The sequence below is a fragment of the Streptomyces macrosporus genome (assembly GCF_039533145.1).
Taxonomy (GTDB): Bacteria; Actinomycetota; Actinomycetes; order Streptomycetales; family Streptomycetaceae; genus Streptomyces; species Streptomyces macrosporus.
The window spans coordinates 176,398-200,878 of record NZ_BAAASZ010000052.1; the positions used below are offsets into that span (position 1 = coordinate 176,398).

Here is a 24,481-nt window from a genome sequence, read left to right on the forward strand (position 1 = left end):
CATGAAGAGAATCCCGCTGGACGAGCTGCAACACCACGTGCAGCTCCCCGAGCCGGTCGCCGGGCCGCTGCGCCAGGTGGCGAAGCGGTTGGTGGCCGCGGCGGTCGTCCTGCTCTCGACGGTGTTCCTGGTCTACCTGGACCGCGAGGAGTACGGGGACAACGCGGACGGCAAGGTGTCCCTCCTGGACTGCTTCTACTACGCCACCGTCACCCTCTCCACCACCGGGTACGGCGACATCACCCCGGTCAGCGACAGCGCCCGTCTGATCAACGTCCTGGTCGTCACGCCGCTGCGCGTCCTGTTCCTGATCATCCTCATCGGCACCACTCTGGAGGTGCTGGCGGAACGGACCCGCGAGCAGTGGCGCCTGGCCCGTTGGAGGTCCACCTTGCGCGATCACACCGTCATCATCGGGTTCGGCACGAAGGGCCGGTCCGCCGCCGAGACGCTGATCTCGACGGGAATCCCCCAGGACCAGATAGTGATCGTCGACCCGAGCCGGAAGGTCATCGAGGCGGCCGGCGCCGCCGGGTTCACCGGGGTCGTCGGCGACGCGACCCGCAGCGACGTGCTGCTGCGGGCGGAGTTGCAGCGCGCGGGACAGGTGATCATCGCCACCCAGCGCGACGACACCGCGGTCCTGGTGACGCTCACCGCGCGCCAGCTCAACCGGAACCTGCGGATCGTCGCGGCGGTGCGGGAGGAGGAGAACGCGCCGCTGCTGCGCCAGTCCGGCGCCGACTCCGTGATCACCAGCGCCAGCGCCGCGGGCCGTCTGCTCGGCATGTCCATGTTGAGCCCGAGCGCGGGCGCGGTGATGGAGGACCTGATCCACCAGGGCACGGGCCTGAACCTCACCGAGCGCCCGGTCACCAAGGCCGAGGTCGGCCACTCCCCGCGCGAGTGCAAGGACCTGGTGGTCTCCGTGGTGCGCGGCCACCGGGTGCTGGGCTTCGACGACCCGGAGGCGGCCAAGTTGGAACTCACCGACCGCCTCGTCGTCATCCGGCGGGCCTCGCCCTCGCAGGCCGTCGTCCTTCCCAACGATCCACGGAGGTAGCGTCACCCCATGCACGCGATCACCATCGCCGAACCCGGCGGCCCCGACGTCCTCGTCTGGGCCGAGGTCGACGACCCCGAGCCCGGTGAGGGCGAGGTGCTGGTCGAGGTGGCGGCGAGCGCCGTCAACCGCGCCGACCTCCTCCAGCGGCAGGGCTTCTACGACCCGCCGCCCGGCACCTCCCCCTACCCCGGACTGGAGTGCGCGGGACGGATCGCGGCGCTCGGCCCCGGGGTCGACGGCTGGCGGGTCGGCGACGAGGTGTGCGCGCTGCTGGCCGGCGGCGGGTACGCCGAGAAGGTGGTCGTGCCGCAGGGCCAGCTCCTGCCGCTGCCCGAGGGGCCCGACGGCCCCCTCGACCCGGCCACGGCCGCGGCGCTCCCGGAGGTGGCCTGCACGGTCTGGTCGAACGTCTTCATGATCGCCGGGCTGAAGGAGGGCGAGACGCTGCTGGTCCACGGCGGCGCCAGCGGCATCGGCACCATGGCGATCCAGCTCGCCAAGGCCGCCGGCGCCCGGGTGGCGGTCACCGCGGGCAGCCCGGAGAAGCTGCGGCGCTGCGCGGAGCTGGGCGCGGACATCCTGATCGACTACCGCGAGCAGGACTTCGTCGAGGAGGTCAGGGAGGCCACGGCCGGGCACGGCGCGGACGTCGTCCTGGACATCATCGGCGCCAAGTACCTGGAGCGGAACGTGAAGGTGCTCGCCACCGGCGGCCGCGTCGCGATCATCGGCCTCCAGGGCGGGCGCAACGGGGAACTCCCCCTGGGGACGCTGCTCGCCAAGCGCGGCACCATCACGGCCACCACCCTGCGGGCCCGCCCGGTGTCCGAGAAGGCGGAGATCGTCGCGGCGGTGCGGGAGCACGTCTGGCCGCTGATCGCCTCCGGCCGCGTCCGCCCCGTCGTGGACCGGACGGTGCCGATGAGTCATGCCGCCCAGGCGCACCGGGTACTCGAACAGAGCGATCATGTCGGCAAGGTCGTTCTCACGGTTTGAGAACCGTTGGGGTTCCGTTGTCCCGTCGTTGGTCCGTCCGAGATGCCGGACTCACGCGATCGTGTGACCCTTGTTACACCACTGGATGCTTGGTACGGGAGGGGGCGTAGCGGTGAGAGAGACCGCGATCACCCTGTTGGCCTGCGCGATGGTGCTCCTTCCGGCGCCCGCCGCACTGGCCGCCCAGCACACGGCGGCCGTCCTGGCCGCCCCCGGCAACGGCCAGAGCGCCGTGGAGCCCAGAGCGGAGCAGCAGAGCCCCACACCCACGCCCTCCCCCACCGGCGACGCCGACCGGCCGGACGACCGGCCGTCGTTCCCCTCGTGGCCGTCCATGCCGCCGTGGCCGCCGGACGGCTCCGAGCCCACGCCGATCCCCACCCCGACGTCCACCCCGCCCCCCACGCCGACGCCCACGTCCGGCGAGCCCTCCGGCGAGCCGTCCGGCTCGCCGTCGGAGGAGGAGAGCGACCACCAGGACGTCCAGGCCGGACTGCGGCAGCCCGAGACGTCCGCCGGGCCGGACGCGGGCCGGACCCCGCCGGGGTGGACGGAGCAGGTGAGCGACCGGGGCACCGGCACCGTCGAGGACGACCACGGCGACGACGGGGACGGCGCGAGCGACGGCACGGGCACCGAGAACCGGGCCGCGACGCCCGTCACCGGACAGCTGCTGCCCGTGCTGCCGCTGGGCGCCGGGCTGACCTTCCTCGGTCTGGGACTGGCCTCCTTCGCCCTGCGGCTGCGCCGCTGAACGCCGCCGACCGCCGTCGAACACCACCGGACGCCGCCGGACGCCCCACCAGCGGCGTCCGGCGGCGTCCGACGGCCCGGGGGATCACCCGGCGGGCGCGGCGGCGAGGGATGCAGAATGGGGTTATGACACAGCCGATGAACGAACGGTCGCACGAGGGCCGGCAGGTCCTGGTCGTCGGCCCGGACGGAATGGCCCTCGGCAGCACCGGCCACGCGAGTGGTGACGGTGATGCCGAAGAGGAGTCACGCGAGACCCCCGTGACGGAGATGGTCGAGCAGCCCGCGAAGGTCATGCGGATCGGCAGCATGATCAAGCAGCTCCTGGAGGAGGTCAAGTCCGCTCCTCTGGACGAGGCGAGCCGGGCGCGACTCAAGGAGATCCACGCCAGCTCCGTCAAGGAGCTGGAGGACGGCCTGGCGCCCGAGCTGATCGAGGAACTGGAGCGGATCTCGCTGCCGTTCACCGACGACGCGGTGCCCTCGGAGGCCGAGCTGCGCATCGCGCAGGCCCAGCTCGTGGGCTGGCTGGAGGGCCTGTTCCACGGCATCCAGACGGCGCTGTTCGCCCAGCAGATGGCGGCGCGCGCCCAGTTGGAACAGATGCGCCGGGCGCTTCCGGCGGGCGTGGTGCCCGACGACAAGGACGTCGACGGGCGCGGCCACACCCGCTCGGGCCCCTACCTCTGAGCCACCTCCGAGCCACCTCCGAGCTCCGGCCCACCACCCCACACGGACGCCTCGGGCCCGGCACGCGGATCGCGTGCCGGGCCCGAGGCGCGTGTCGTGCGCGGCGCCCGAGACGGCCGTCAGGCCGCCGGGTTGCCCGTGGAGACGGTCAGGGTGATCTTGTCTTCCTTGGGGTCGAACGCCTCGTACGGCTTCGGGGACTGTTCGAGGACGGTGTTCTTGCCGTACAGGTTCTCGTCCTCGTACTCGACGTCGTCCAGGACCCAGCCCGCCTCGCGGATGCAGGTCTTCACCGAGTCCAGGTGCTTGTAGGTGAGGTCGGGCATGCTCTTCTTGCCCTTCTCGAAGATGCTCTCCGTGGCATCCGTGCACTTGGCGGCGTCGACGGTCTTCGTCTTGTCCTCGTCCTTGAAGCCGCCGTCCTCGTCCTCCGCCTCGTCGGCGTTGTCGTTGTCGGTGCTCTGCCCGCCGGTGTCGCCGCCGCCGGTGCCTCCCGTGTCGCCGCCGGTGGTGCCCGCGGGCTGCTCCGTCGACTGGACGGGGGTCCGGGAGTCGTTCGCCTGGTTCCCGCCGTTGCCGCCGTCCCCGCCGTTGAGCGCGATGACGATGATCAGGGCCGAGACGGCGATGATCGCGGCGACGGCCGAGCCGACGAGCACCGTGGTGTTCCTGCGACCGCCCCCGGACGAGGCGGACGACGGGCCGTTGTACGGCGGCGGGGTGGGGGCACCGCCCTGGTGCGCGTACGGACCCGGCGTCGGGGTCGAGTACGCCGGGGCGGGCGGCGGTGTGGACGGCCCGTAGCCGCCGTGGGCGTTGTGGGCGTAGGGGGGCTGGTAGGGCTGCTGCACGCCGCCGTGCGGGGGCGGGGTGCCGGTGGTGTCCACCGGCGGGAAGACCGACTGGGCGACCGCCGCGCCGCTCTGCGCCGGACCGCCGTTGACGATCAGCGGGGTGGTGTTCGAGGCCGGCACCGAGTTGCGGACGCGCTCGCACTCCTCGCGCATCGCCTCGGCGGTCGGGAACCGCTCGTTGGGGTTCTTCCGCAGCGCCCGCGCGATCAGCGCGTCCACCGCCGGCGGCAGCGACCGGTTGATCGAGGACGGGACGGGCGGCTCCTCCTGGACGTGCGCGTACGCGATGGCCAGCGGCGAGTCGGCGTCGAAGGGGAGCCGTCCGGTGAGCAGCTCGAAGAGCATGACGCCCACCGAGTACAGGTCGGAGCGGGCGTCCACGCCGCGCCCCAGCGCCTGCTCGGGGGAGAGGTACTGCGGGGTGCCGACGACCATGCCGGTCTGGGTCATCGAGGTGACGCCGGACTGCATCGCGCGGGCGATGCCGAAGTCCATCACCTTGACCACGCCGCGCCGGTTCAGCATCACGTTGCCCGGCTTGATGTCGCGGTGCACCAGGCCCATCTCGTGGCTGGCCTCCAGCGCGGCGAGCACGTCGGCGGCGATCTTCAGCGCCTTGTCGCTCGGCATCGCGCCGAACTGCGCCACGTCCTCGTCGAGCACCGAGCGCAGCGGCTTGCCCTCGACGTACTCCATGACGATGTAGGGGACGAGCGCGCCGCCGATCTCGTCCTCGCCGGAGTCGAAGACCGAGACGATGTTGGTGTGGGTGAGCTTGGCCACTGCCTGCGCCTCGCGGCGGAAGCGCTCGCGGAAGGACGCCTCGCGTCCCAGCTCGGTGTGGAGGGTCTTGACCGCGACCTGCCGGTCGAGCACGGAGTCGTAGGCGAGGTGCACCGAGGCCATGCCGCCCTGACCGAGCAGGTCCCGTAGCTGGTAGCGCCCGCCGCCGACAGTGCGGCCCTGGTGACCACCGGCCCGTGCGCCGTCGTCGCTCATCTGCCTGCTTCCCCCTCGGCGCCGCAGGACTGCCGTTGTGGACCTGCGCGTGTACGGTTGTTCTCTGCTGGTGCTGCCGATGTGCTCTTGTCGTCCGACGGTGTCCGCCAGCGTCGTCGCCCGGGACACCCGACTACCGGCCAAGTCTGCCCCAGCGGTCGGACACGTCAAGCCGCTTGCCCGTTCCGTGACACGATGCGCGCATACGCGTCACACCCGCGTCTCCCGGGGCGTCCGACATCGTAACTTGCCAGCTCGCGGCCGGACCGGGTTGGATGGTCGGTCACTGCCCACCGCTCTCCGCACCACCCACCGCGCCGCTCTCTTCGCTCCGACCGAGGGGCTCGGCCCCCGGACCCTGTTAGCGTGCACAAGGAGCAGAGCGTACGGACCCGCACTCACGCGGACCTGATCTACGGCGAGGACTGATGGCACAGACACAAGCCGCCGGAGGGCCTTCGGAGCCCGACGAGACAGCTGGCGGGGTGTCCGGATCGCCCGATTCGTCGGAATTCTGGCCCAATGGCGGCACGGTGGGCGACGGACGGTACCGCCTCACCCGCCGCCTCGGCCGCGGCGGCATGGCGGAGGTGTTCGCGGCCGAGGACGTGCGCCTGGGCCGGACCGTGGCCGTCAAGCTGATGCGCTCCGACCTCGCCGAGGACCCGGTGGCCAAGGCGCGCTTCACCCGCGAGGCGCAGTCCGTCGCCGGACTCAACCACCACGCCGTGGTGGCCGTCTACGACTCCGGCGAGGACGTGGTCGACGGCAACACCGTGCCGTACATCGTCATGGAGCTGGTCGAGGGCCGCACCATCCGCGACCTGCTGGTGAACGCCGAGGCGCCCCCGCCCGAGCAGGCGCTGATCATCGTCTCCGGGGTGCTGGAGGCGCTCGCCTACAGCCACCAGCACGGCATCGTGCACCGGGACATCAAGCCCGCCAACGTCATCATCACCAACAACGGCGCCGTGAAGGTGATGGACTTCGGCATCGCCCGCGCCCTCCACGGCGCGTCCACCACCATGACCCAGACCGGCATGGTGATGGGCACCCCGCAGTACCTCTCCCCCGAGCAGGCGCTCGGCAAGACGGTGGACGCCCGCTCCGACCTGTACGCGACGGGCTGCCTCCTCTACGAGCTCCTCGCGCTGCGCCCGCCGTTCACCGGCGAGACGCCGCTCTCGGTGGTCTACCAGCACGTCCAGGACGAGCCGGTGCCGCCGTCGGAGGTCTCCGACGCGGTGCCGCCGGAGCTGGACGGCCTGGTGATGCGCGCCCTGGCCAAGGACCCGGACGACCGCTTCCAGACCGCCGAGGAGATGCGCGGCCTGGTGCAGTACGCGCTGCGGATGCTCCAGGAGCAGGGCAGCCACACCGGCGGCCTGTGGAACACCGGCATGGTCGTCTCCACCGGCGCCACGCCCGCCATGGGCACCCCCGCCGCGTACGCGCAGGGCGCCGAGACCTTCGCCGGCGCCACGGACGCCACCCGGGTCGGCCCGCCGCTGCTGATGGGCAACCCCGCCGGCCCGTACGACAACGGCGGCGCCTACGACGGGAGCGGCGGATACGGCGACGACCGCAGGGGCGGCAGCGGCCTGAAGTACGCGTTGATCGCCTTCTTCGCCGTCCTCGCCGTCACCGCGGGCATCTTCTTCGCCCTCCAGGGCGGCGGGGGCGACGACGAGCCGAAGACCCCGAGCAAGACCACCAGCGCGCCCACGGACAAGGAGAGCTCCTCCGAACCCACCGAGGAGGAGCCGAGCGAGGAGCCGACGCAGGAGGACACCAACCCGGGCGGCTCGGGCGGCTGGTCGGACAACGGCGGCTCCGGCCAGTGGCCCAGCAGCCCGCAGCCCTCCCCGACGCCCACGCCGAGCGGCGACCCCACCGACACCACCGGCGGCACCGGCACGAACGGCGGCCAGGACGGCGGCACCGACCAGGGCGGCACGGAGAACGGTGGCACCGACCAGGGCGGCACCGAGAACGGCGGCACCGACCAGGGCGGCACCGAGAACGGCGGCACCACCACCGGCGGCACCGGCGGCAGCCCGGGAGGCAGCACCACGGACGGCGGCGCCGGTGAGCCGCCGATCGGCGGGAACGACGGCAGCGCCACCGGCAGCTGAGCCCCAATACCACGTACCGGCCGCGGTTTCACGCCGTGATCGGGTGGTCGCCGCAGGTGACCTACGATGCGGCTCGTGCAGTCTCGTGATCTTCCCGGCACCACCCTCACCACGCTGGTGCGCCGCTACGGCGCCGGGGAGCCGCTCTCCTGCGAGCCGGTGGCCCAAGGGCTGTTGAACCGGGGCTACCGGCTGTCCACCACCCGCGGCCGGTTCTTCCTCAAGCACCACCTCGACGGCGACCCCGGCGCCCCGGACCGCATCGAGCACCAGCACCGCGTCACCGCCCGCCTCGGCGACCTCGGCCTTCCGGTCGTCCCGCCCGTCCAGGACGCCTCCGGCCGGACCGTCGCCGTCGTCGGCGGCCGGTGCTACGCCCTCCACCCGTGGGTGGAGGGCCGGCACCGCGACGGCGGCGAGCTCTCCCCGGCCCAGTCCCGCCGGCTGGGGGCGCTGCTCGGCCTGGTGCACGTCGGGCTGGAGCGGGTCGTGCCCGCGGACGGGGCCGAGCGCACCGCCCACGCCAGCGCCGACCCCGAGGAGACCTTCGCCCTCGTGGACGAGCTGCTCGCCCGCATCCGCGCCCGCCGCCGGCGCGACTGCTTCGACGAGCTGGCCGAACACCGGCTGCGCGAACGCCGGGCGCTGCTGCGCCGGCACGCCCACCGCCGTCCGCCGGCCGGGGCCGAGCCGGTCGCGGGGTGGGTGCACGGCGACTTCCACCCCCTGAACCTCCTCTACCGGGACCGGGAGCCCTGGGAGCCCGTCGCGATCGTGGACTGGGACCGGCTCGCCGTCCAGCCGCGCGCGGAGGAGGCCGTCCGCGCCGCCGCGATCTTCTTCCTGCGGCCCGGAGGCGCCCTGGACCTGGTCAAGATCCGCGCCTACGCCCGTGCCTACCGCGCGGTCACCGGGGCCGACGCGGACGAGATGGCCGCGGCCGTGCACCGGGTGTGGTGGGAGCGGCTCAACGACTTCTGGATGCTGCGCTGGCGCTACCACCTCCGCGACCGCCGCACCGACCCGCAGTTCCCGGCCGCCGCCGCGCTGGTGGTGTGGTGGACCGACCGCTACGCGGAGGTCCGCGACGCCTTCTGCGCGTAACCGCCCTCCACGCGGCGCGTCCGCCGATCCCCCACCAACCGGGCGTCACTCTCGCACGACTCTTCCCGTGTCCTCTTCACCGGGATACCGTGCCCCTGTCCCGGCGCTCGCGAGGCTGTGACCAGTGATGTTCCAGGCTTCTGCGATTTACTTGGAAATCCAAGGAAAATTGCAGGTCAGGGGCCCTTCGCACACATGCGGAGGTACTGGGTAACGTGCTGACTGCGGGCCGTCGAACGGGACACCTGTCACCGCTCGGTTCCGTCCGCGCCGCACCCAACCCCGTGGGCCGTACGGAATCGGGCGAGCCTCTCCCCACCACCGGTGGGGAAACCCCAGGCTCCCCGGCGACCCCGGGGGCCGGACAGACGGAGGAGCACACGTGACCGTGGAGAGCACTGCCGCGCGCAGCAAGCCGCGTCGCAGCAGCGGAAAGCGCACCACGACGAGCGGCACCAGGAAACGCTCGCAGGCGGCCGCGCGCCCCGAACTCGTACAACTGCTGACGCCGGAGGGCGAGCGGGTCGAGCACCCCGACTACTCGGTGGACCTCACCCCGGACGAGCTGCGCGGCCTGTACCGCGACATGGTCCTCACCCGCCGTTTCGACGCGGAGGCCACCGCGCTCCAGCGTCAGGGCGAGCTGGGCCTGTGGGCTTCGCTGCTGGGCCAGGAGGCGGCCCAGATCGGTTCCGGACGGGCTCTGCGGGACGACGACTACGTCTTCCCCACCTACCGCGAGCACGGTGTGGCCTGGTGCCGCGGGGTGGACCCGACCAACCTGCTGGGGATGTTCCGCGGGGTGAACAACGGCGGGTGGGACCCGACCACCAACAACTTCCACCTCTACACCATCGTGATCGGCTCCCAGGCGCTGCACGCCACCGGCTACGCGATGGGCGTCGCCAAGGACGGCGCGGACAGCGCGGTGATCGCCTACTTCGGCGACGGCGCGTCCAGCCAGGGCGACGTGGCCGAGGCGTTCACCTTCTCCGCGGTCTACAACGCGCCGGTCGTGTTCTTCTGCCAGAACAACCAGTGGGCGATCTCCGAGCCCACCGAGCGCCAGTCCCGCGTGCCGATCTACCAGCGCGCCGCCGGCTTCGGCTTCCCCGGCGTCCGCGTGGACGGCAACGACGTGCTGGCCGTGCTGGCCGTGACCCGGGCCGCCCTGGAGCACGCCCGCTCCGGCCAGGGCCCGATGCTGGTCGAGGCGTTCACCTACCGGATGGGCGCCCACACCACCTCCGACGACCCCACCCGCTACCGCAAGGACGCCGAGCGCGCGGAGTGGGAGGCCAAGGACCCGATCCTGCGGATGCGCACCCACCTGGAGAAGGAGGGCCTGATCGACGCCGACTGGCTCTCCGAGCTCGACAGGGAGAGCGACGCGCTGGCCCAGCGGGTCCGCGAGGCCATCCGGACCATGCCGGACCCGGACACCATGGCCATCTTCGAGAACGTCTACGCCGACGGACACGCTCTGGTGGACGAGGAGCGCGTCCGGTTCGCCGAGTACCTGGCGTCCTTCGCCGACGAGGAGGGCCGCTGAGATGGCCACCACGACCACGCGCACCCTGCCCCTGGCCAAGGCTCTCAACGAGTCGCTGCGGAAGGCCCTGGACACCGACCCCAAGGTCCTGATCATGGGAGAGGACGTCGGCAAGCTCGGCGGCGTCTTCCGCATCACCGACGGATTGCAGAAGGACTTCGGCGAGGGCCGGGTCATCGACACCCCGCTGGCCGAGTCCGGCATCATCGGCACCGCGATCGGCCTGGCCCTGCGCGGCTACCGGCCGGTGGCGGAGATCCAGTTCGACGGGTTCGTCTTCCCCGCCTACGACCAGATCGTCACCCAGCTCGCCAAGATGCACGCCCGCGCGCTGGGCAAGGTCAAGCTGCCGGTCGTCGTCCGCATCCCCTACGGCGGCGGCATCGGCGCGGTGGAGCACCACAGCGAGTCGCCCGAGGCGCTGTTCGCGCACGTGGCCGGGTTGAAGGTGGTCTCGCCGTCCAACGCCTCGGACGCCTACTGGATGCTCCAGCAGGCGATCGCCTCCGACGACCCGGTGATCTTCTTCGAGCCCAAGCGGCGCTACTGGGACAAGGGCGAGGTCGACACCGAGGCCATTCCCGGCCCGCTGCACCAGGCCGCCGTGGCCCGCGAGGGCACCGACCTGACCCTGGTGGCCTACGGCCCGATGGTGAAGACCTGCCTGGAGGCGGCCGCCGCCGCCGAGGAGGAGGGCAGGTCGCTGGAGGTCGTGGACCTGCGGTCGATCTCCCCGATCGACTTCGACACCGTCCAGGCGTCGGTGGAGAAGACGGGACGGCTGGTGGTGGTGCACGAGGCTCCGGTGTTCTTCGGCTCGGGCGCGGAGCTGGCGGCCCGGATCACCGAGCGGTGCTTCTACCACCTGGAGGCGCCGGTGCTGCGGGTCGGCGGCTTCCACGCCCCGTACCCCCCGGCCAGGCTGGAGGAGGAGTACCTGCCCAACCTGGACCGGGTGCTCGAAGCGGTCGACCGTGCGCTGGCGTACTGAGAACAGGGCTGAGGAGAGTCGTGACGATGACTGATACGGCTACCGCCGGGGCCGCGGCCCAGCGCATCCGCGAGTTCAAGATGCCGGACGTGGGCGAAGGGCTCACCGAGGCCGAGATCCTCAAGTGGTACGTCCGCCCCGGGGACCCGGTGACGGACGGGCAGGTGGTGTGCGAGGTCGAGACGGCCAAGGCCGCCGTGGAGCTGCCGATCCCGTTCACCGGCGTGGTCCACGAGCTGCGCTTCGACGAGGGCACCACCGTGGACGTCGGCACGCCGATCATCACGGTGGACACCGATCCCTCGGCCGGTCCCGAGACCGCGCCCGCGGCCCCCGCCGAGACCGCGCCCGCGCCGTCCGCCGAGCCGGCCGGGTCGGAGAACGGCACCGGGGCGGGCAAGCGCCAACCGGTGCTGGTGGGGTACGGGGTCGCCACCGGCTCGACGAAGCGGCGCCCGCGCAAGCAGCCCGCCGCGCAGGCGCAGGCCGCGCAGTCCGCCGTCCAGGCGGAGCTGAACGGCACCCCCACGCCCGTCACCGAGGCGCCCGCGGTGCCGGTCGCCGACGAGCCGTCCGCGGCGCGCCCGCTGGCCAAGCCGCCGGTGCGCAAGCTCGCCAAGGACCTGGGCATCGACCTGGCCACGGTCGTGCCCACCGGCGAGGGCGGGATCATCACCCGTGAGGACGTGCGCGCCGCCGCCGCGGCGGCGGCCGCGCCCGCCGCCGAGCCGCGTCCGGCCCCCCAGGAGCCCGCGGCCCCGGCCGCCCCGGCTCCGGCCCCGGCGATCTCCGCCGGGGAGCGCGAGCGGCGGGTGCCGATCAAGGGCGTGCGCAAGGCGACGGCCCAGGCGATGGTCGCCAGCGCCTTCACCGCGCCGCACGTCACGGAGTTCGTCACCGTCGACGTCACCCGCACCATGAAGCTGGTCCAGGAGCTCAAGCAGGACCCGGACATGGCGGGCCTGCGGGTGAACCCGCTGCTGCTGGTGGCCAAGGCGTTCCTGACCGCGATCCGCCGCAACCCGGAGATCAACGCCTCCTGGGACGAGGCCAACCAGGAGATCGTCCACAAGGAGTACGTGAACCTGGGCATCGCCGCGGCCACCCCGCGCGGTCTGATCGTGCCGAACATCAAGGACGCGCACGCCAAGACCCTGCCGGAGCTGGCCAGGGCCCTGGGCGAGCTGGTGGCCACCGCCAAGGAGGGCAGGACGCCCCCGGCGGACATGCAGGGCGGCACGGTCACCATCACCAACGTCGGCGTCTTCGGCGTCGACACCGGCACCCCGATCCTCAACCCCGGGGAGTCGGCGATCCTCGCCTTCGGCCAGGTCAAGCTCCAGCCGTGGGTCCACAAGGGCAAGGTCAAGCCGCGGCAGGTCACCACCCTGGCGCTCTCCTTCGACCACCGTCTGGTCGACGGCGAGCTGGGCTCCAAGGTGCTGGCCGACACCGCGGCCGTCCTGGAGAACCCCAGGCGCCTGATCACCTGGAACTGACCCGACGCGGGACCGGTCCCCGAGGGGCCCGGCGCACGGTGTGCGCCGGGCCCCTTCGCGTGTGCTTCCGCTCCTGCCTCCCCGTGCGCTCCCGGCGCTTCCGCGTGCACTCCCACATGGCGGACACGGAAGGGGGACGCATACCTGTTGTATCTATGATGTGCGCATGCCTACCGTGCCATCCGCCGTCGTCAAGCCGCCGCCCGCAGCCGAACGCGTCTACGCGCACGTCAAGCAGGCCGTCCTGGAACGCCACTACGAGGGCGGCTCCCTCCTCACCGAGGGCGAGCTGGCCGAGGCGGTCGGGGTCTCCCGCACGCCCGTGCGCGAGGCGCTGCTGCGGCTGGAGGCCGAGGGGCTGCTCCGGCTCTACCCGAAGAAGGGCGCGCTCGTCCTGCCCGTCTCCGCGCAGGAGATCGGCGACGTCGTCGAGACCCGGCTGCTGGTCGAGGAGCACGCCGTCCGCAAGGTCCTCCCCGCGCCGCGCGAGCTGCTCGACCGGCTCGCCGAACTCCTGGAGCGGCAGCGGCGGCAGGCCGAGACCGGCGACCTGGCCGCGATGGCCGTCACCGACCGCTGCTTCCACGCCACCATCGTCGAGGCGGCCGGCAACCAGATCCTGGCCCGCCTCTACGACCAGCTCCGCGACCGTCAGCTCCGCATGGGCGTCGCCGTGATGCACTCCCACCCCGACCGGATCGCCAAGAACATCACCGAGCACACCGAGATCCACCGGGCCCTGTGCACCGGTGACGCCGAGGCGGTCGCCGCGGCGGTGCGCGGCCACGTGGGCTCCGTACGGCACCTGCTGCGCGGTGAGGTCCGGTGAGCGACGGGAAGAACAGCGGCAAGAGCAGCGGGAAGAACGGCCGGCGGAGAAGGGCCGCCCCGAGCGAGACCGGCGCCGAGGCCCTGCTGGGCGGTCCCAGAGCCGTCTTCGTCTGGGGACTCGGGGTCGCCGTCTACTTCACGGCCATCACCTACCGCACCAGCCTGGGCGTCGCCGGCATCGACGCGGCCGACCGCTTCGGCATCAACGCCTCCGCGCTGTCGACCTTCTCGATCCTCCAGCTCCTGGTCTACGCCGGGATGCAGATACCCGTCGGCCTGCTGGTGGACCGCTGGGGCACCAAGAAGGTCCTCACGCTGGGCGTCGTCCTCTTCACCACCGGACAGTTCGCCTTCGCGCTGTCCGACTCGTACGCCATGGCGCTCGCCGCCCGCGCCCTGCTCGGCTGCGGGGACGCGATGACGTTCATCAGCGTGCTGCGGCTGGGCGCGCGGTGGTTCCCGCCCCGCTACGGGCCGCTGATCGCCCAGGTGGCCGCCTTGTTCGGCATGGCGGGCAACCTGGTGACGACCCTGCTGCTGGCCCGCGTGCTGGCCTCCGCCGGCTGGACGCCCACCTTCGCGGGCAGCGCCGTGCTGGGCGTCGTGGTGCTGGTGCTGGTGCTGGTCTTCCTGAAGGACCAGCCCGAGGGCCTGGAACCGGACCCCGAACCCGAGCCCGCCCACCACGCCGGCGGGTACGTGCGCCGTCAGATCGCCGCCGCCTGGCGGGAGCCGGGCACCCGGCTGGGCATGTGGGTGCACTTCACCACCCAGTTCCCCGGCATGGTCTTCCTGCTGCTGTGGGGGCTGCCGTTCCTGGTCGAGGCGCAGGGCCGCTCGCGGGCCGAGGCGAGCACCCTGCTGACCGTGGTGGTCCTGTCCAACATGGCGATCGGCCTCGTCTACGGCCAGGTCATCGCCCGGCACCACAGGGCGCGGGCGCCGCTGGCGCTGGGCACGGTGCTGGCCACCGCGGCCGTCTGGGCGATGGCGCTCCTCTGGCCGGGACACGCCCCGATGGGGGTGCTGGTGGTGCTCTGCTTGGTGCTCGGAGCCTGCGGCCCCGGCTCGATGATCGGCTTCGACTTCGCCCGTCCCGCCAACCCGCCCGAGCGGCAGGGCACCGCGTCGGGCATCGTCAACATCGGAGGCTTCACCGCCTCCATGACCACGCTGCTGGCCGTGGGCGTCCTGCTGGACGCGACCGGCGGCGACTACCGGATCGCGTTCGCGTCCGTCTTCGTCCTCCAGGCGGTGGGCACCGTCCAGATCCTCCGGCTGCGCGGCAGGGCGCACCGCCGCGAGCGCGAACGGGTGGTGGCCAGCCGCGTCGAGGCGGTGCACGTGCCGGTCTGACGCCCCGTGTCCCCCGGGACGGCGGTCCGATGTCCCGTGTCCCCCGGGGCGGCGGTCCGATGTCCCGTGTCCCCCGGGACGGCGCCCCCGGGGGTCAGGGCGTGACGGCGAAGTGGGCGAGGATGGCGTCCGCGAGCTCCTGGTCGCCCTCGACCTTCAGGTGCTCGCGCACCGCCGAGGGCCGCACCCGTCCGCAGGCCAGCCGCATGTAGGTCTCCCAGTCCGTCGCCAGGGTGACCGCGGGCCCCAGCGAGACGCTGCCGTCCACCGTGCCCCGGCCCTGGGCGTCGACGCGGACGGTCCGCATGAACTCCAGCGGCCCGCTCACGTCGACGACGACCGCCGAGTTCGGCGGCGCCCCGGCGTCCTTGGCGACCACCTTGGGCAGCGCCTCCAGCAGCACGTCCCGGGCGACGAGCGCGCCGGGGGAGTCCAGGTTGCCGGGCTTGCCCAGGGCCCGCCGCAGGTCCTGCTCGTGCACCCACACGTCGAACGCCCGAATCCGCAGGGCCTGCTCCAGGGTCGTCTCCCGACCCAGGGGGTCCGTCACCTTCGCCGACGGGTCGCGCTTCTCGTTCCGCAACTGGCGCGACCGGCGGATGATCGTGTACTCCAGCTCGCTCGTCATCTCCGGCGCCGTGTGGCAGCGCCGGACGTCCACCTGGACCTCCAGACGGCGGCTGACCTCGTCCTTCACATGGAACAGGTCGCGCGGCAGCGTGTGGATCGGCCGGGGGTCGCCCAGCATCTCGCACTCCGAGCCGATGACATGGGAGACGACGTCCCGGACCGACCACCCCGGACAGTCGGTCGCTCGGTTCCACTCGCCTTCGACCAGCGGGGAGACCAGCTCGGATATCGCCTCGATGGAGTGGGCCCAGGCGTCGGCATAGGGCTGAAGGCTTGGGTGGTCGATCAACGGGACCCCTCGGATACGTGCTGGATACGTGTGGATGGTGTGGGTTCGCGGTTTGGGTGCTCTCAAGTTACGCTGCGCACGGGCAGCCTGACAGGCCTTTTGAGTGACGATCGTAGGCTGCTTTCGAGCAGCGTTTGACCCCCTCGGAGCCTTGGACGGTGGTACGGTGCGCGCCTCCCTCATCCAGATCGGTGTGAACCAGGACGAAACGGTCGAAGCGCGCCGTGCGCGGGTGGCGGCCCTCGTCAGGGAACAGTCCGCCGCCGACCTCGTCGTCCTGCCGGAGCTGTGGACGGTCGGCGCCTTCGCCGTCGACTCCTTCCGGGCGGAGGCCGAGCCGGTGCGCGGCCCCGGCGCGCGGACGGCCGAGGCGATGTCCGAAGCGGCCCGCGAGGCGCGCGTCTGGCTGCACGCCGGGTCCGTGGTCGAACGCGCCACCGGGGAGTCCGGGGAGACGGTCCTCTACAACACCGCGCTGGTCTTCTCCCCCGACGGCGACCTCGCCGCCACGTACCGCAAGATCCACCGCTTCGGCTTCGACCGGGGCGAGGCCGCCCTGATGTCCGCCGGCACCGCACCGGTCACGGTCCCCCTGCCCGACACCACGCTGGGCCTGGCCACCTGCTACGACCTGCGCTTCCCCGAGCTGTTCCGCGCCCTGACGCGGGACGGCGCGGAGCTCCTGGTCGTCCCGGCGGGCTGGCCCGCCCGCCGCGCCGCCCACTGGTCCCTGCTGGCCCGCGCCCGCGCCGTGGAGAACCAGTCCTACGTCCTGGCCTGCGGCACCGCGGGCACCCACGCGGGCGTCCCCCAGGCGGGCCGGAGCGTGATCGTCGACCCCTGGGGCGAGACGCTGGCCGAGGCGGAGGACGCCGAGGAGCGGGTCGTCACCGCCGACCTGGACCCGGCGTACGTCGCCAAGGTCCGCGCGGACTTCCCCGTCCTGCGGGACCGCGTACTGCCCTGAGCCCCGCCGGCCGCCGGGCCCGCGGCTACCGGGCCGTCCGGCCCGCCAGGTCGTCGAGGATCGCGGCGGTGGCGGTGGCCCCGAAGCGCTCGGCCCCCGCCTCGACCATCTCCAGCAGCAGGTCGAGGGTGCGCACCCCGCCCGCCGCCTTGACCTTCACGCGCTCCGGGACGTGGGCCCGCATCAGCCGGACGTCCGCCAGGGTGGCGCCGCCCGGGGCGAAGCCGGTGGAGGTCTTCACGTAGTCCGCGCCGGCCTCCGCGCTCAGCCGGCAGGCCCTGATCTTCTCCTCGTCGGTGAGGTAGGCGTTCTCGAAGACGACCTTGACGAGGGCGTCCCCCTCCCGGGCCGCCTCGACGACGGCGCGGACGTCCTCGGCCACCGCGCGGTCCTCGCCGCCGCGGAGCCGCCCGATGTCGAGCACCATGTCCAGCTCCCGCGCCCCGTCGGCGAGCGCGGTACGGGCCTCGGCCACCTTCACGGCCGTGGTGGACGAGCCGTGCGGGAAGCCGACCACGGTGCCCACCAGGACGTCGGTGCCGGACAGCTCCCGGGCGGCCCGTGCCACGTCGACCGGCTTCACGCAGACCGAGGCCACGTCGTAGCGGGCGGCGAGCGCGCAGCCCTCCAGCACGTCGCGCGCGGTCAGCTCCGGACGCAGCAGCGAGTGGTCGATCATCTTGGCGACCCGGGCGGTGTCGAGTCCGGCACGGTCCATGGTGCCGCTCCTGTTCTGTGCTCGGTCGGGGGTGGTCGGAAGGGGCACGACCCTAACAGGAAGCTGTCTATACAGCTAGACAGCCACGTTCCTTCTAGGGTGGTGGCCGGACAGGAAGACCGGCCGGGAGACAGGGAAGCCTCGATGGAAACGGACTTCGCCCCCAGGTACCACCGGATCGAGCAGGCGCTCCGCGCCCGCCTCGCCGGGCGGCGTCCCCACGACCCCCTCCCCTCGGAGAGCGAACTGTGCGCGGAGTTCGGGGTGAGCCGGATGACCGCGCGGGCGGCCGTGCAGCGGCTGGTGGCGGAGGGGCTGGTGTACCGGGTCCCGGGGCGGGGGACGTTCGTGGCCGAGCCCCCCACCCACCGCCGGGCGGAGAACCTGGTCGGGTTCGGCGAGGAGACGCGCCGCCGCGGGCGCCGGCCCTCCTCCCGCCTCGTCTCCGCGCTGCGCCGCCCGGCCACCGAGGAGGAGGCGAACCGGCTGCTGCTGGGCGGGCCGCCGGCGCACGTGGTGGAGATCGGCCGGGTACGGCTGGCCGACGGCGTCCCCACCGCCCTGGAGCGGGCCGTCTTCCCCGACGAGCTCTCCGCCCTGCTGGACGCCGACCTCGCGACCGCCTCCCTGCACCGCACCCTGGTGGACCTGGGCCGGACCCCCACCCGCGGCCACTCCTCCATCAGGGCGGCCGCGGCGAGCGAGGAGGAGGCCGGGCTGCTCTCCGTCGCCCCGGGCGCTCCCCTGCTCGTCGAGGCGCGCCTGATCCTGGACCAGGACGGGCGCCCGCTGGAACTCACCGAGTCCCGCTACGTCGGCGAGCGGTACGCCCTGGACGTCGCCTTCGACGTCGACATCGCAGCGCACGGGCCCGGCGAGGTCTGAGTACCCGTACTCATGTGGCCCCGCCGGACCCGCGCCACCCTGTGACCATGACCACACCACCGGTACAGCGGCCCATGACGGCCGCGTTCTTCGTACAGGCCGTCCTCTCCTTCGGACTCTCCCTGCTCGCCGTGGCGCTCGGTGTCGCCTACATGCCCATGGGCCCCTGGGAGCGCGGTTTCCTGGCGCTCGGCGTCCTCTTCCTGGTCTCCTCCACCTTCACGCTGGCCAAGTGCGTCCGGGACCGGCAGGAGATGCAGGAGATGACCAGCCGGGTGGACAAGGCACGGCTGGACAAGCTGATCACCGAACACGACCCGTTCGACCCCAAGAACCTCTGACCCGCCCGCCCGGTTGCCGGGCAGGCGCGGCCACGCGCCGGCCGGCGCACACCACCGGCGGCCCGCACACCACCGGCGGCACGGTGCCGTCCAGGGCCGACAACGGGCAGCGGGATGGGGCGCGCACGGGCGTGACACCATGGGGGGCATGACCAAGCGAGCACGCGTTCGAGCCCCTGAGCTGCGCGGACGCACCTGGATCAACACCGGCGGCAAGGAGCTGACGCTCGCGGACCTCCGAGGTCACATCGTGATCTTGGATTTCTGGACCTTCTGCTGCATCAACTGTCTGCACGTCCTGGACGAGCTGCGCGAGCTGGAGGAGCGGCACCGCGACACCGTGGTGATCGTCGGCGTCCACTCGCCGAAGTTCGTCCACGAGGCCGAGCACCAGGCCGTCGTCGACGCCGTCGAGCGCTACGAGGTGCACCACCCCGTCCTGGACGACCCGGAGCTGGCGACGTGGAAGCAGTACGCGGTGCGTGCCTGGCCCACGCTCGTCGTCGTCGACCCCGAGGGGTACGTCGTCGCCCAGCACGCCGGCGAGGGCCACGCCCACGCCATCGAGAAGCTGGTGGAGGAGCTGGAGGCCGAGCACGGCGCCAAGGGCACCCTGCGGCGCGGCGACGGGCCGTACGTGCCGCCGGAGCCGGAGCCGACCGATCTGCGCTTCCCCGGCAAGGCGCTCGTCCTGCCCTCGGGGAACGTGCTGGTCAGCGACACCACCCGGCACCAGCTCGTGGAGCTGGAGCCGGACGGGGAGACCGTGGTGCGGCGCGTCGGCGCCGGGGAGCGGGGGCTGGCGGACGGGCCGGCGGAGAAGGCGCGGTTCAGCGAGCCGCAGGGCCTGGCGCTGCTGCCCGACGGCTCGGTGGTGGTCGCGGACACCGTCAACCACGCGCTGCGGCGCTACGACCCGGTCGGCGGCGAGGTGACCACGCTCGCCGGCACCGGCCGCCAGTGGTGGCAGGGCTCGGCGACCTCCGGGCCGGCGCGCGAGGTGGACCTCTCCTCGCCGTGGGACGTGGCCTGGTGGGCGGACCGGGTGTGGATCGCGATGGCCGGCATCCACCAGTTGTGGACGTACGACCCGGCCACCGGGACCGTGGCCGTCGCGGCGGGCACCACCAACGAGGGCCTGGTCGACGGTCCGGCCGACCGGGCGTGGTTCGCGCAGCCGTCCGGGCTCGCGGCGGCCGGCGACCGGCTGTGGGTGGCCGACTCCGAGACCTCCGCCCTGCGCTGGATCGAGCGCGACGCCCGTACGGAGGAGGGTGCCGACGGCGGTGGCTTCGCCGTCCGCACGGCCGTCGGCACCGGGCTGTTCGACTTCGGCCACCGTGACGGGGCCGCCGAACAGGCCCTGTTCCAGCACCCGTTGGGCGTCACCGTCCTGCCCGACGGCTCGGTGGCGGTGTGCGACACCTACAACCACGCGCTGCGCCGCTACGACCCGGCCGCCGACGAGGTGACCACGCTCGCCACGGACCTGCGCGAGCCGTCCGGGGCGGTCCTCCTCGACGACGACATCCTCGTCGTGGAGTCCGCCCGCCACCGGCTGACCCGGCTGCGGCTGCCGGAGGAGGCCGTGCGGGTCGAGTCGGTGGCCCACCGCACGCGGCGCGAGGCGACCGAGGTGGCGCCCGGGCGGCTCCGGCTGGACGTGGTCTTCCAGGCCCCGCCCGGCCAGAAGCTCGACGAGCGCTACGGCCCCTCCACCCGGCTGCTGGTCAGCGCCACCCCGCCGGAGCTGCTGGCGGACGGCGCGGGCCAGGGGACCGACCTGGCGCGGGAGTTGACGCTCGCCGACGGCGTCACCGAGGGCGTGCTGCACGTCTCGGCGATGGCCGCGTCCTGCGACGACGACCCGGACGTCGAGTACCCGGCCTGCCACGTCCACCAGCAGGACTGGGGCGTTCCGGTGCGCGTCACCCCGGACGGGGTCTCCCGGCTGCCGCTGGTCCTGGCGGGGATGGACGACCGGGACGCCGCGGAGGCGTGACGCGGGCGCGTTCCCGCGCGTGCGGCCCGGCCGTTGCCACGGCCGGGCCGCACGCGTGTCGACACCTCGCCCGCGAGGGGGAGTCGACGGCGCGTCAGGCGCGCCACTCGTGGCGGTGGGTCTCCTCCACGACCGGTGCCGCCGGGCTCGGCGGCTGTACGCGGCGGCGCTTGAAGATGCTGACGTACGAGGCCAGCCCGATGAAGCCGACCGCCATCAGGATCAGGCCGACCAGGTCGAGGTTGACCCCGGAGATGTCCCAGTCCACCGCGAAGGCCAGGATCGCGCCCACCGCGATCAGCACGATGGTCAGTGCCATGCCCATGGATAACCGCCTCCGTCCGGCTGGTTGAGGGCTCGTCCAACCAGCCGGGTACCCCGAGACGGCCCGGACATTCGGGACGTCCGGGGACGCGGCGGACCGGACGCCCCGTCAGAAGGCCCGCGCGGGGCCCGTCTCGGCCCTCCGGGTCAGCCTTCCAGGAAGGCCACCAGGGTGTTCGCCAGCAGGTGGGGGTCGTCGGCGCCGCACAGCTCCCGCGCCGAGTGCATCGACAGGATCGCCACGCCGATGTCCACGGTGGTGATGCCGTGGCGCGCGGCGGTGATCGGACCGATCGTCGTCCCGCAGGGCATGGCGTTGTTGGAGACGAACGACTGCCACGGCACCTCGGCCCGCTCGCAGGCCGCGGCGAAGATCGCGCGTCCGGTGCCGTCGGTGGCGTAGCGCTGGTTGACGTTCACCTTGAGGATCGGGCCGCCGTTGGGCAGCGGGTGGTGGCCCGGCTCGTGGCGCTCGGGGTAGTTGGGGTGGACGGCGTGGCCGGTGTCCGACGACATGCAGACGCTGCCCGCGTACGCCCGCGCGCGGTCCTCCGGGCCGCCGCCGCGCGCGAGGACGGAACGTTCCAGCACCCTGCCCAGCAGCGGGCCCTCGGCGCCGGTGTCGGACTGGCTGCCGTTCTCCTCGTGGTCGAAGGCGGCCAGCACCGGGATGTACGACAGGCCGCCGCCGTTCTCCCGGTCCCGCTCGGCGACGGCGACCAGCGCGGCGGTGGCGGCGTGGACGGAGAGCAGGTTGTCCAGCCGCGGCGCGGCGAGCAGTTCGCGGTCGCGGCCGAGGCGGGCGGGCGGCTCGACGCTGTGGACCATCAGGTCCCAGCCGGCGATGTCCGCGGCCCGCAGCCCGGCCTCGTCGGCGAGGAAGGCCATCAGGTCGCCCTCGTGCGGCTCGCCCAGGCCCCACACGGGCGTCATGTGGCGCTGCCGGTCCAGCTTCAGCCCGTCGTTGGCCTGCCGGTCCAGGTGGATGGCGAGCTGGGGGACGCGCAGCAGCGGACGGTCGACGTTCACCAGGTGGGTGGAGCCGTCGCGCAGCGTCAGCCGTCCGGCCAGGCCCAGGTCGCGGTCGAGCCAGGTGTTGAGCAGGGCGCCGCCGTAGATCTCGACGGCGATCTGCCGCCAGCCGACCGAGCCGGTGTCCGGGATGGGCTTGACGCGCAGGTTCGGGGAGTCGGTGTGGGCGCCGACGATCCGGAAGGGGGTGACGGCCGTGGCGCCCTCGGGGACGTACCAGGCGATGATCGCGCCGCCGCGCAGCACGTACCGCCCGCCGCTGCCGCCCTCCCAGGCGTCGGTCTCGGCCACCTGCTGGAAGCCCGCCTTCTCCAGCCGTTCGGCGGCGTTCGCCACCGCGTGGTACGGGGTGGGCGATGCCTTGAGGAAGGACACCAGGTCGTCGGTGTGTCCACGGTCGAAACGGCTGGGGTTGCTCATGGGTCCCAGCATACGAACGCCGGGAACGGCGAGGGGCCCCGTTCCCCCCTGACCCGGGAACGAGGCCCCCTCACCGCGGAGCCCGCCCGCCGTCACCGGCGGGCGGACCCCAGGCGTGTGCGGAAGCGCCGTCGGCGCGTGCCGTCAGAACGCCTCTTCGGGCAGCTCCATCACCGACAGGTCGGTGGCCTCGGCGATCTGCCGCTGGACCGCCAGGCCCGGCAGGACGTTGGCCGCGAAGAACTTCGCCGCCGCGATCTTGCCCTGGTAGAAGGACTTGTCCTTGGCCGAGGCGCCGGGGAGCTTGTCGACGGCGACGGCCGCGCCCTTGAGGAGCAGGTAGCCGACGACGACGTCGCCGGCGGCCATCAGCAGGCGGGTGGTGTTCAGGCCGACCTTGTAGATGGACTTCACGTCCTTCTCGGTGGCGGCCAGGTCGGTCAGCATGGTGCCGACGATCGCCTCCAGGTCCCCGGCGGCCTTGGCGAGCAGGTCGCGGGCCTCGGCCAGCTCCTCGCCGCCGGCGGCCTCGGCCAGGAACTTCTTGATCTCCTCGGACATCGCGGTCAGGGCCTGGCCCTGGTCGCGGACGATCTTCCGGAAGAAGAAGTCCTGGCCCTGGATGGCCGTGGTGCCCTCGTAGAGGGTGTCGATCTTGGAGTCCCGGATGTACTGCTCGATCGGGTACTCCTGCAGGTAGCCGGAGCCGCCCAGGGTCTGCAGGGACTGCGCGAGCTGCTCGTAGGACTTCTCCGAGCCGTAGCCCTTGACGATCGGCAGCAGCAGGTCGTTCAGGCGCTTGGCGGCGGAGGCGTCCTCGCCGGCGGCCTCCTTCGCCAGGACCTCGTCCTGCACGGCGGCGGTGTAGAGCACCAGGGAGCGCATGCCCTCGGCGTACGCCTTCTGCGTCATCAGCGAGCGGCGCACGTCGGGGTGGTGGGTGATGGTGACGCGCGGGGCGGTCTTGTCCGTGAACTGGGCCAAGTCGGCGCCCTGGACGCGCTGCTTGGCGTACTCCAGCGCGTTGAGGTAGCCGGTGGACAGGGTGGCGATGGCCTTCGTGCCGACCATCATCCGCGCGAACTCGATGATCTTGAACATCTGGCGGATGCCGTCGTGCTTCTCGCCCAGCAGCCAGCCCTTGGCGGGGTGGTTGGCGCCGAAGGTCATCTCGCAGGTGTTGGAGACGCGCAGGCCCATCTTGTGCTCGACGTTGGTGGCGTAGACGCCGTTGCGCTCGCCGAGCTCGCCGGTGTCCCAGTCGAAGTCGTACTTCGGGACGATGAACAGGGACAGGCCCTTGGTGCCCGGACCGTGGCCCTCGGGGCGGGCGAGGACGAAGTGGACGATGTTCTCGGACATGTCGTGCTCGCCCGAGGTGATGAAGCGCTTGACGCCCTCGATGTGCCAGGAGCCGTCCTCCTGCTTGACGGCCTTGGTGCGGCCCGCGCCCACGTCGGAGCCCGCGTCGGGCTCGGTGAGGACCATGGTGGAGCCCCACTGCTTGTCCGCCATGAGCTTGGCTATCTTCTTCTGCTCCTCGGTGCCCTCGTCGTACAGGACACCGGCGAAGGCGGGGCCGGACGCGTACATCCAGACGGCGGGGTTGGAGCCGAGGATCGTCTCGGCGAAGGCCCACAGCAGGGAGCGCGGGACGGTGGTGCCGCCGATCTCCTCCGGGATGCCCAGCCGCCACCACTCGGCGTCCATGTACGCCTGGTAGCTCTTCTTGAAGGACGCCGGGACCGGTGCGGTGTTGGTCTCCGGGTCGAACACCGGCGGGTTGCGGTCGGCGTCCTCGAAGGAGGCGGCCAGCTCGTTCTCGGCCAGACGCGCGATCTCGGACAGAACGCTCTTGGCGGTCTCGACGTCCATCTCCGCGAACGGGCCGGTGCCGTACACCGTGTCGCGGCCGAGGACCTCGAAGAGGTTGAACTCGATGTCGCGGAGATTCGACTTGTAGTGCCCCATGGCGACGGCTCCGTAGTGGATAGGGAGGAGGGTCCTCACATACGCGTACCAGTAAGTAGCTGTCATCATGCTACCC

21 protein-coding genes are annotated in these 24,481 nt (G+C 72.6%); 15 read left to right on the forward strand and 6 right to left on the reverse strand.

The annotated features are described in order from the left end of the window. The first annotated feature begins 1 nt into the window (after position 1). The 4 genes from ABD335_RS30185 to ABD335_RS30200 all read left to right on the forward strand — a co-directional run bounded on the left by ABD335_RS30185 (position 2) and on the right by ABD335_RS30200 (position 3,505). Positions 2-1,063, forward strand: a complete 1,062-nt coding sequence (locus tag ABD335_RS30185) for a potassium channel family protein (protein ID WP_344329250.1) — start codon at positions 2-4, stop codon at positions 1,061-1,063. Between the two features lie 9 nt (positions 1,064-1,072). Next, positions 1,073-2,062, forward strand: coding sequence for an NAD(P)H-quinone oxidoreductase (locus ABD335_RS30190; protein ID WP_344329252.1), 990 nt, complete (start codon positions 1,073-1,075; stop codon positions 2,060-2,062). 112 nt (positions 2,063-2,174) lie between these two features. Beyond that, positions 2,175-2,816 carry a hypothetical protein gene (locus ABD335_RS30195; protein WP_344329255.1) on the forward strand — a complete coding sequence of 214 codons (642 nt, stop codon included), beginning with the start codon at positions 2,175-2,177 and terminating at the stop codon, positions 2,814-2,816. 125 nt (positions 2,817-2,941) lie between these two features. Beyond that, complete coding sequence (locus ABD335_RS30200; RefSeq protein WP_344329258.1) at positions 2,942-3,505, forward strand: bacterial proteasome activator family protein; 564 nt, start codon at positions 2,942-2,944, stop codon at positions 3,503-3,505. Between the two features lie 119 nt (positions 3,506-3,624). On the opposite strand, the gene ABD335_RS30205 is transcribed toward ABD335_RS30200, so the two are convergent. Beyond that, positions 3,625-5,358 (reverse strand): protein kinase domain-containing protein, encoded by a 1,734-nt coding sequence (locus ABD335_RS30205; RefSeq protein WP_344329261.1) that lies wholly within the window; start codon positions 5,356-5,358, stop codon positions 3,625-3,627. A gap of 428 nt (positions 5,359-5,786) precedes the next feature. Between ABD335_RS30205 and ABD335_RS30210 the strand changes: the two genes are divergently transcribed. From ABD335_RS30210 to ABD335_RS30240, 7 genes are all read left to right on the forward strand, one after another. Then, positions 5,787-7,493, forward strand: coding sequence for a protein kinase domain-containing protein (locus ABD335_RS30210; RefSeq protein WP_344329263.1), 1,707 nt, complete (start codon positions 5,787-5,789; stop codon positions 7,491-7,493). 66 nt (positions 7,494-7,559) lie between these two features. Continuing rightward, a complete protein-coding gene (locus ABD335_RS30215) occupies positions 7,560-8,597 on the forward strand; it encodes a phosphotransferase (RefSeq protein ID WP_425583786.1) in 1,038 nt (345 codons plus the stop codon). Positions 8,598-8,979: 382 nt separating this feature from the next. Then, a complete protein-coding gene (gene pdhA / locus ABD335_RS30220) occupies positions 8,980-10,149 on the forward strand; it encodes a pyruvate dehydrogenase (acetyl-transferring) E1 component subunit alpha (RefSeq protein WP_344329267.1) in 1,170 nt (389 codons plus the stop codon). Between the two features lies 1 nt (position 10,150). Then, positions 10,151-11,140: an alpha-ketoacid dehydrogenase subunit beta gene (locus tag ABD335_RS30225; protein WP_344329269.1), complete on the forward strand. Its 990-nt coding sequence runs from the start codon at positions 10,151-10,153 to the stop codon at positions 11,138-11,140. A 26-nt stretch (positions 11,141-11,166) separates the two neighbouring features. Continuing rightward, positions 11,167-12,639, forward strand: a complete 1,473-nt coding sequence (locus ABD335_RS30230; RefSeq protein ID WP_344329272.1) for a dihydrolipoamide acetyltransferase family protein — start codon at positions 11,167-11,169, stop codon at positions 12,637-12,639. A 166-nt stretch (positions 12,640-12,805) separates the two neighbouring features. Then, complete coding sequence (locus ABD335_RS30235; RefSeq protein WP_344329274.1) at positions 12,806-13,468, forward strand: GntR family transcriptional regulator; 663 nt, start codon at positions 12,806-12,808, stop codon at positions 13,466-13,468. Between the two features lie 83 nt (positions 13,469-13,551). Continuing rightward, positions 13,552-14,826, forward strand: a complete 1,275-nt coding sequence (locus ABD335_RS30240) for an MFS transporter (protein ID WP_344329401.1) — start codon at positions 13,552-13,554, stop codon at positions 14,824-14,826. Positions 14,827-14,920: 94 nt separating this feature from the next. Here the strand turns inward: ABD335_RS30240 and ABD335_RS30245 are convergent, their stop codons facing one another. Continuing rightward, positions 14,921-15,745 (reverse strand): maleylpyruvate isomerase family mycothiol-dependent enzyme, encoded by an 825-nt coding sequence (locus tag ABD335_RS30245; RefSeq protein WP_344329275.1) that lies wholly within the window; start codon positions 15,743-15,745, stop codon positions 14,921-14,923. 166 nt (positions 15,746-15,911) lie between these two features. On the opposite strand from ABD335_RS30245, the gene ABD335_RS30250 reads away from it, so the two are divergent. Next, positions 15,912-16,712: a carbon-nitrogen family hydrolase gene (locus ABD335_RS30250; RefSeq protein ID WP_344329277.1), complete on the forward strand. Its 801-nt coding sequence runs from the start codon at positions 15,912-15,914 to the stop codon at positions 16,710-16,712. Positions 16,713-16,737: 25 nt separating this feature from the next. Here the strand turns inward: ABD335_RS30250 and deoC are convergent, their stop codons facing one another. Then, positions 16,738-17,430: a deoxyribose-phosphate aldolase gene (gene deoC, locus ABD335_RS30255; protein WP_344329278.1), complete on the reverse strand. Its 693-nt coding sequence runs from the start codon at positions 17,428-17,430 to the stop codon at positions 16,738-16,740. Positions 17,431-17,574: 144 nt separating this feature from the next. Between deoC and ABD335_RS30260 the strand changes: the two genes are divergently transcribed. From ABD335_RS30260 to ABD335_RS30270, 3 genes are all read left to right on the forward strand, one after another. Further along, the gene (locus ABD335_RS30260) at positions 17,575-18,315 is read left to right on the forward strand and encodes a GntR family transcriptional regulator (protein ID WP_344329280.1); all 741 of its coding nucleotides are present in this window, start codon (positions 17,575-17,577) and stop codon (positions 18,313-18,315) included. Positions 18,316-18,362: 47 nt separating this feature from the next. Further along, entirely contained in the window at positions 18,363-18,656 is a 294-nt protein-coding gene (locus tag ABD335_RS30265) for a YiaA/YiaB family inner membrane protein (protein ID WP_344329282.1), read from the forward strand. Between the two features lie 148 nt (positions 18,657-18,804). Beyond that, positions 18,805-20,658, forward strand: coding sequence for an NHL domain-containing thioredoxin family protein (locus ABD335_RS30270; protein WP_344329283.1), 1,854 nt, complete (start codon positions 18,805-18,807; stop codon positions 20,656-20,658). Between the two features lie 94 nt (positions 20,659-20,752). Here ABD335_RS30270 and ABD335_RS30275 read toward each other — a convergent pair whose 3' ends face one another. The 3 genes from ABD335_RS30275 to ABD335_RS30285 all read right to left on the reverse strand — a co-directional run bounded on the left by ABD335_RS30275 (position 20,753) and on the right by ABD335_RS30285 (position 24,405). Then, positions 20,753-20,983 (reverse strand): DUF6458 family protein, encoded by a 231-nt coding sequence (locus ABD335_RS30275; RefSeq protein ID WP_344329285.1) that lies wholly within the window; start codon positions 20,981-20,983, stop codon positions 20,753-20,755. Positions 20,984-21,129: 146 nt separating this feature from the next. After that, positions 21,130-22,434: a M18 family aminopeptidase gene (locus tag ABD335_RS30280; RefSeq protein WP_344329287.1), complete on the reverse strand. Its 1,305-nt coding sequence runs from the start codon at positions 22,432-22,434 to the stop codon at positions 21,130-21,132. Positions 22,435-22,578: 144 nt separating this feature from the next. Continuing rightward, positions 22,579-24,405, reverse strand: a complete 1,827-nt coding sequence (locus ABD335_RS30285; protein WP_344329402.1) for an acyl-CoA dehydrogenase — start codon at positions 24,403-24,405, stop codon at positions 22,579-22,581. Positions 24,406-24,481 lie beyond the last annotated feature (76 nt).